At 72.5% G+C, this 6,933-nt stretch carries 2 protein-coding genes; both read left to right on the forward strand.

Going from position 1 to position 6,933, the window contains the following annotated elements; all coding sequences use genetic code 11:
* Positions 1-91: 91 nt before the first annotated feature.
* Entirely contained in the window at positions 92-1,897 is a 1,806-nt protein-coding gene (locus tag ACFYM0_RS37330; RefSeq protein ID WP_388510023.1) for an acyl-CoA dehydrogenase, read from the forward strand.
* 147 nt (positions 1,898-2,044) lie between these two features.
* On the forward strand, positions 2,045-6,933 hold a 4,889-nt coding region (locus ACFYM0_RS37335; RefSeq protein ID WP_388510024.1), incomplete at its 3' end, for a beta-ketoacyl synthase N-terminal-like domain-containing protein.

The following is a 6,933-nucleotide window of genomic DNA, read 5'->3' on the forward strand; positions in this document are numbered from 1 at the left end:
ATCCGCACCGGCCCACAAGGGGTCCGGTCCGGTACCCGGTACTCGCAGGACGCACCGCGCACGACGCAATATGCACAACGGGGGAATTACTTTGCATTCGGCACTGACGGCACTCATCCACGATCCGGCGTACGCGCAGCATGCCAAGCAGCTCGGCGAGGTGTTCGCGGACCCGGTCTTCGACCGGCCCGCCGACCTGAGCGACTCGGCGCGCTGCGCCCTGACGTACCGGCGTCTGAAGCACCTCAACGACCGCCTCGGCCTCGCCGAGCCGCTCCTCGAGGACCGGGAACGGCTCTTCGCCGTCGTGGAGTACGCCGCTCTCGCGGACCCTTCGCTCTTCTACGCCGTCTTCCTGCACCACTGCACCACCATGGGCGCGATCCGGGACTTCGGCGGCGGCCGCGAGGACCTTGCCGACGTCGTACGGTCCCTGGTCGACATGGACTCCATCGGCGCGCTGATGATGACCGAGGTCGGCCGCGGCAACAGCAACGCCGCCATCCGCACCGAGGCCGTCTACGACGCCCGGCGCGAGGAGTTCGTACTGAGGACCCCGGACGCCGCCGCGGTGAAGTTCCCGCCGGGCGTCTCCACCCCCGTGCCGCGCACCGCCGTCGTCAGCGCGCGCCTCGTCGCCGACGGCATCGACCGCGGACTGTTCTTCTTCGTCGTACCGATCCGGGACGCCGACGGACAGCCCTGCGCGGGGGTGCGCATCGCGCCGCAACGGCCGACGGCCATGCTGCCGCTGGACTGCGCGCTCGTCTCCTTCGACGACGTGCGCATCCCCTTCCGGCACTGGCTGCGGGACGGCGCCACACTGACCCCCGCCGGCGAGTTCACCGACCCGGCCGGTGACGCCCTCACCCGCACCCGCCGCCTGCTCAGCGTCATCCGCCACGCCTGGGAAGCCGCCATCACCGGCCTGGCCGCCGTCAGCCGGGCCAGCGCCGCCGTCTCCGTACGGCACGCCCACCACCGGCGCACCTCGGGCCGCCACGCCGCCGATCTCCCGGTCATCGCGTACCGCAACCAGCAGCGCCCGCTCTTCGGCGCCCTCGCCGCCGCGTACGTGGCGGGGATCGTCGCCAAGTCGGTGGCCACGCCGGAGAAGCCCGCCGTCAGCGCCCGCACGATCCGTACGACCTCGCTGCTCAAGGTCACCGTCGACCGCCTCGCCGAGCGCGTCACCGTACGGGGCCGCCAGGCCGCCGGCGCCCTGGGCTTCTTCGCGGACAGCCGCCACCTCGACTACCAGGGCCTCGCGCACTCCTTCAGCACCGCCGCGGCCGACAACCAGATGATGCTGCTCGACGGCGCCCTGACCCTGGCCGCCGGCGTGGAGTACGCCCCGCCCGTCGACGAGGCGCCCGACAGGGCCGCGCGTGACCGCTTCACCCCGGACGTCTGGACGGCGCTGGCCGGAGCCCGCGAACGGATGCTGCACGCGGAGCTCACCGCCGGCCTGCGGGAGGCCACCGCGGCCGGGACGTCCTCCCTCGACATGTGGAACGAGCACAACGCCCTCGCCGAGTCCCTCTCCGAGGCACACGCCCTCTCCCTCGTCCTCGGGACCGTCCGAGCGGCGCTGGAGTCGGTCGACGAGCCCGCCACCAAGGCCGTACTGACCGACCTGTGCGCCCTCTACGTCCTCGAGGAGATCGCCGCCCACGACGGCTGGTACCTCGCCAACGGCCTTCTCGACCCGGACGAGGTCCGGTCCCTCCCGCAGCGCGTCAACGCGCTCTGTCAGCGCGTCGCCCCGCACGCCCTGGAACTCGCGGACGGCCTCGACGTTCCCCACGAGGTGGTCGGGTCGCCCATCGCCGACGCCGACTACGTCCACGCCCTCACCTCCGGCACCGTGGTCGCGCACCCCGTCACCAAGGCCTGACGGGCCCCGTCGGCACGGCCTGACCGCCCTCGTCCCCAACGGCTCCCCGAAGCGCCACTCGGGAGCCGGATGCCGCCCCGCGTACGGAAACTGCTGCCGTACGTCTCCACATCACGCCCGCGCCCAGGGCCAAGGAGCAGATCCGCCATGCCCTCTTCCATGCCTACAGCCATGCCCCCGCACGCCCCCGTAGCCGTCATCGGCATGTCCTGCCGGCTGCCCGGGGCCGCAAGCCCCGAGGCCTTCTGGACCCTGCTGAGCAACGGCACCGACGCCGTCACCGAGGTGCCCGCCGACCGCTGGGACGCGGAGGCCCTCCACGACCCGGACCCCGCGGCGCCCGGGCGGTCGATCAGCAATCGGGGCGGATTCCTGGACGACATCCGGGGATTCGACGCCGGGTTCTTCGGCATCTCCCCGCGAGAGGCCTCGGCCATGGACCCGCAGCAGCGACTCGCCCTCGAGCTCGCCTGGGAGGCCCTCGAACACGCACGGATCGTCCCCGCCGGGGTGCGGGGCGGGCGGGTCGGCGTGTTCGTCGGTGCGATGGCGGACTCGTACGCGACCCTGACGCAGCGCCAGGGCCTGGAAGCCGTCGGCATCCACACCATGACCGGCGTCAGCCGGGGCATCCTCGCCAACCGCGTCTCCTACCTGCTGGGCCTGCGGGGCCCGAGCCTGACCCTCGACACCGGTCAGTCCTCCTCGCTCGTCGCCGTGCACGAGGCCTGTGAGAGCCTGCGCTCCGGCGAGTCGGAGATCGCGCTGGCCGGCGGGGTCAACCTCGACGTCGTCCCGGACGGCTTCGTCGCCGCCACCAAGTTCGGCGGACTCTCCCCGGACGGCCGCTGCCACGCCTTCGACGCCCGTGCCAACGGCTTCGTCCACGGCGAAGGCGGCGGCCTCGTCGTACTCAAGCGGCTGGACCGTGCCCTCGCCGACGGCGACCGGGTGCTCGCCGTGATCCGCGGCTCGGCCGTCAACAACGACGGTGGCGGCCAGAGCCTCACCTCGCCCGACCCCCGCGGCCAGGAGGACGTGCTCCGGCTCGCTTACGAGCGGGCCGCGACCGACCCGGCGGACGTCACCTACGTGGAGGCGCACGGAACGGGCACCCGGCTGGGCGATCCGGTCGAAGCAGCCGGGCTCGGCGCGGTGTTGGGGGAGAACCGCAGCGTCACCAGGCCGCTCCTGATCGGTTCCGTGAAGACCAACATCGGTCACCTGGAGGCGGCCGCGGGCATCGCGGGCCTCATCAAGGTCGTCCTCTCCCTCGTCCACCGGGAACTGCCGGCCAGCCTCAACTTCGAGACGCCCAACCCCGAGATCGACTTCGAGGCACTGCGCCTCGAAGTCCGTACGGAGCACGGCCCCTGGCCCAGGACGGCGGCCGAACCGGACACGGACGGGCAGGGCGCGGACGGGCAGGGCGCGCCGCTCGTGGCCGGTGTCACCTCCTTCGGGATGGGCGGCACCAACTGCCACGTCGTCCTGTCGGAGAGCCCGGCCCCGGCCCCGGCCCCCGCCCCGGCGGCCGCCGAGGACAAGGGGCCGCTGCCGTACGTCCTGTCCGCGCGCACCGACGAGGCCCTGCGGGCCCAGGCGCGGCAGCTCCGTGACCGGCTGGTGGACGGTCCGGAGACGGGGCGCGCCGACCTCGCGTATTCACTCGCGGTCACGCGGTCCGCTCTCGAGCGGCGGGCGGTGGTGGTGGCGGGTGACCGTGAGGGGCTGGTGGCTTCGTTGGAGGAGCTGGCTGCCGGGCGTGGTGCGGGTGGTGTGTCGGTTTCGGAGGGTCTGCAGGCGTTCTTGTTCACGGGTCAGGGTTCGCAGCGGGTGGGGATGGGGCGTGAGTTGTATGACGCGTTCCCGGTGTTCGCGTCGGCTTTTGATGCGGTGTGTGAGGTTGTCGACCCGTTGCTGGGTCGGGTGTTGAAGCGGGACGTCTTTGATGGTGCGGATGGTGTTCTTGATCGCACGGAGCTGACGCAGCCGGCGGTCTTCGCTCTCGAGGTGGCGCTGTTCCGGCTTCTGGAGTCGTGGGGTGTGCGCCCTGATGTCCTGGCGGGGCATTCGATCGGTGAGATCGCCGCCGCGCATGTGGCCGGTGTGCTTTCCCTTGCGGATGCTGCACGGCTCGTCGTGGCGCGAGGCGCGTTGATGCAGGCTCTGCCCGCGGGTGGAGGCATGGTCGCGGTGGCCGCCTCCGAGGAGGACATCACGCCGCTGCTCGTCGGCTGTGAGGGTCTGTTGAGCCTGGGCGCGGTCAACGGGGCTGAGTCTGTTGTCCTTTCAGGCGCCGACTCCGCACTGGCGGAGGTTGTGGCCGTCCTGGCGCAGCGGGGTGTCAAGACCCGTCGTCTGAAGGTCAGTCACGCTTTCCACTCGCCGTTGATGGACCCGATGATCGACGAGTTCCGCACGGTCGTGGAGGGTCTGTCTTTCGCAAAGCCTGATCTGCCGGTGGTCTCCACCGTTACGGGTGAGCTGATCCCCGGGGAGGAGTTCGCTTCCGCCGAGTACTGGATCGGTCACGTCCGTCAGACCGTTCGCTTCCATGGCGCCGTACGGGCTTTGGAGGCCTATGGCGTTACGCGTTTCGTCGAGGTCGGCCCTGATGCCACCCTCACCGCCCTGGCGCAGACCTCCCTGAGTGGCGGGGCCGGGACGGCCTTCGCCGCCTCCCTGCGCAAGGGCCGCCCCGAGGCCCGGACCCTCGTTTCCGCTCTCGGCACGGTCTTCGCGCACGGTGGCAGGGTCGACTGGGAGGCCTTCTTCGCAGGCTCCGGCGCACGCCGCACGGACCTCCCCACCTACCCCTTCCAGCGCCGCCCGTACTGGATCGCGACCACGGCCGAGCCCGTACCCGTAGCCGCGTCCGAGACCGTAACCGAGCCCGTAACCGAGCCCGTATCGCGTACGCCGGAGCCCGCCGAGCGGCAGACGCTCCTGGAGCTCGTCCGGGCCCGAGCCGCCGAGGTCCTCGACTACGCCGGACCGCACGAGGTCGATCCCACCCGCAGTTTCAAGGACCTGGGATTCGACTCGCTGACCTCGGTCGAGCTGTGCGGCCGGCTGAGCGCGGCGACCGGGCTCCGGCTGCCCGCCACCCTGCTGTTCGACCACCCCACCCCGGCCGAGGTCGCCCGTCATCTCCGTGACGAACTGGAGGGCGGCGAACCCGCCTCCGGCTCCTCGTCCGACGCCATCCGGACGGCGTCGGACGAGGAGCCGATCGCCATCGTCGCGATGAGCTGCCGGCTGCCCGGTGGCGTCCGCTCGCCCGAGGAGCTGTGGGAGCTGCTGGCCGACGGCGGGGACGCGATCTCCGAGTTCCCCTCCGACCGTGGCTGGGACCTCGACGCCCTGTACGACGCGGAGCCCGGCGTGCCCGGTCGCACGTACACGCGTTCCGGAGGATTCCTCTACGACGCCGCGCAGTTCGACCCCGAGCCGTTCGGGATCTCGCCGCGCGAGGCCACCGCGATGGACCCGCAGCAGCGCCTGCTGCTGGAGAGCTCCTGGGAGGCGCTGGAACGGGCGGGCATCGCGCCGGACACGCTCGGTGGGACCCGCACGGGGGTGTTCATCGGCCTTTCCCCGCAGGAGTACGGGCCCCGGCTGCACGAAGCGGGCGAGGGCTCCGAGGGGTACGTGCTGACAGGCACCATCCCGGCCGTGGCCTCCGGACGCATCGCCTACACCTTCGGCCTCGAAGGGCCCGCCGTCACCATCGACACGGCCTGCTCGTCCTCGCTCGTGGCCCTCCACCTGGCTTGCCGGTCGCTGCGCTCGGGGGAGAGCACCCTCGCCCTCGCAGGCGGCGTGATGGTGATGTCGAGCCCGGGCATGTTCGTCGAGTTCAGCCAGCAGCGCGGCCTCTCCGCCGACGGACGGTGCAAGGCGTTCTCCGCCGACGCCGACGGGACCGGCTGGGCCGAGGGCGCGGGCGTGCTCGTCCTCGAGCGGCTCTCGGACGCCCGGGCCAACGGCCACGAGGTGCTCGCGGTGATCCGCGGTACGGCCGTCAACCAGGACGGAGCGAGCAACGGCCTGACCGCCCCCAACGGCCCCTCCCAACAGCGCGTCATCCGCGCCGCCCTGGCCGACGCCGGTCTGACCGCGGCCGAGGTCGACGCGGTCGAGGCGCACGGTACGGGCACCCGGCTGGGTGACCCGATCGAGGCGCAGGCCCTCCTGGCGACCTACGGCCAGGGCCGGTCCGAGGATCAGCCCCTCTACCTGGGCTCCCTGAAGTCGAACATCGGGCACGCCCAGGCGGCCGCCGGTGTCGCGGGTGTCATCAAGATGGTGGAGGCCATGCGGCACGGGGTGCTGCCCCGGACGCTGCACGTCGGCGAGCCCTCGCCGTACGTGGACTGGTCCGCGGGCGCGGTGCAGCTGCTGACCGAGGCCCGGGAGTGGCCGGAGACCGGTCGGCCGCGCCGCGCCGCGATCTCCTCCTTCGGGGTGGGAGGGACCAACGCCCACGCCATCATCGAACAGATCGTCCCCTCCGACACGACGACGCCGGACCACACGGCCACGCCGGCCGGCACGATCGGCCAGACCGACGCGACCGACGCGACCGACGTGACCGACGTGACCGACGCGACCGACGTGACCGACGTGACCGACGAGACCGGGAAGGACCCGGAGGGGGACACCGTCACCCCGTCCGCCCTGCCGTGGGCCGTGTCCGCGGCGACGCCCGCAGCGCTGCGCGCCCAGGCCGCGCGCCTGCGCGACCAGGTGGCCGCCGATCCCGGCACCGACCTCGCCGCCGTCGCGCTGTCCCTGGCCACCACGCGCGCCACGCTCCGGGAGCGTGCTGTGGTCGTGGCCGGTGACCGGGACGGCTTCCTGGCCGGGCTCGGCGCCCTGGCCGACGGCGAGCCGGCCGACCGGCTGGTGACCGGCACTGCCTCCGGTGCCCGCCGACCCGTGTTCGTGTTTCCGGGGCAGGGGTCGCAGTGGGTGGGGATGGCGGTGGGTCTGCTCGACCGGTCACCCGTCTTCCGTGACAGCATCGAGGC

The sequence above is a fragment of the Streptomyces sp. NPDC006487 genome, from assembly GCF_042870555.1.
Taxonomy (GTDB): Bacteria; Actinomycetota; Actinomycetes; order Streptomycetales; family Streptomycetaceae; genus Streptomyces.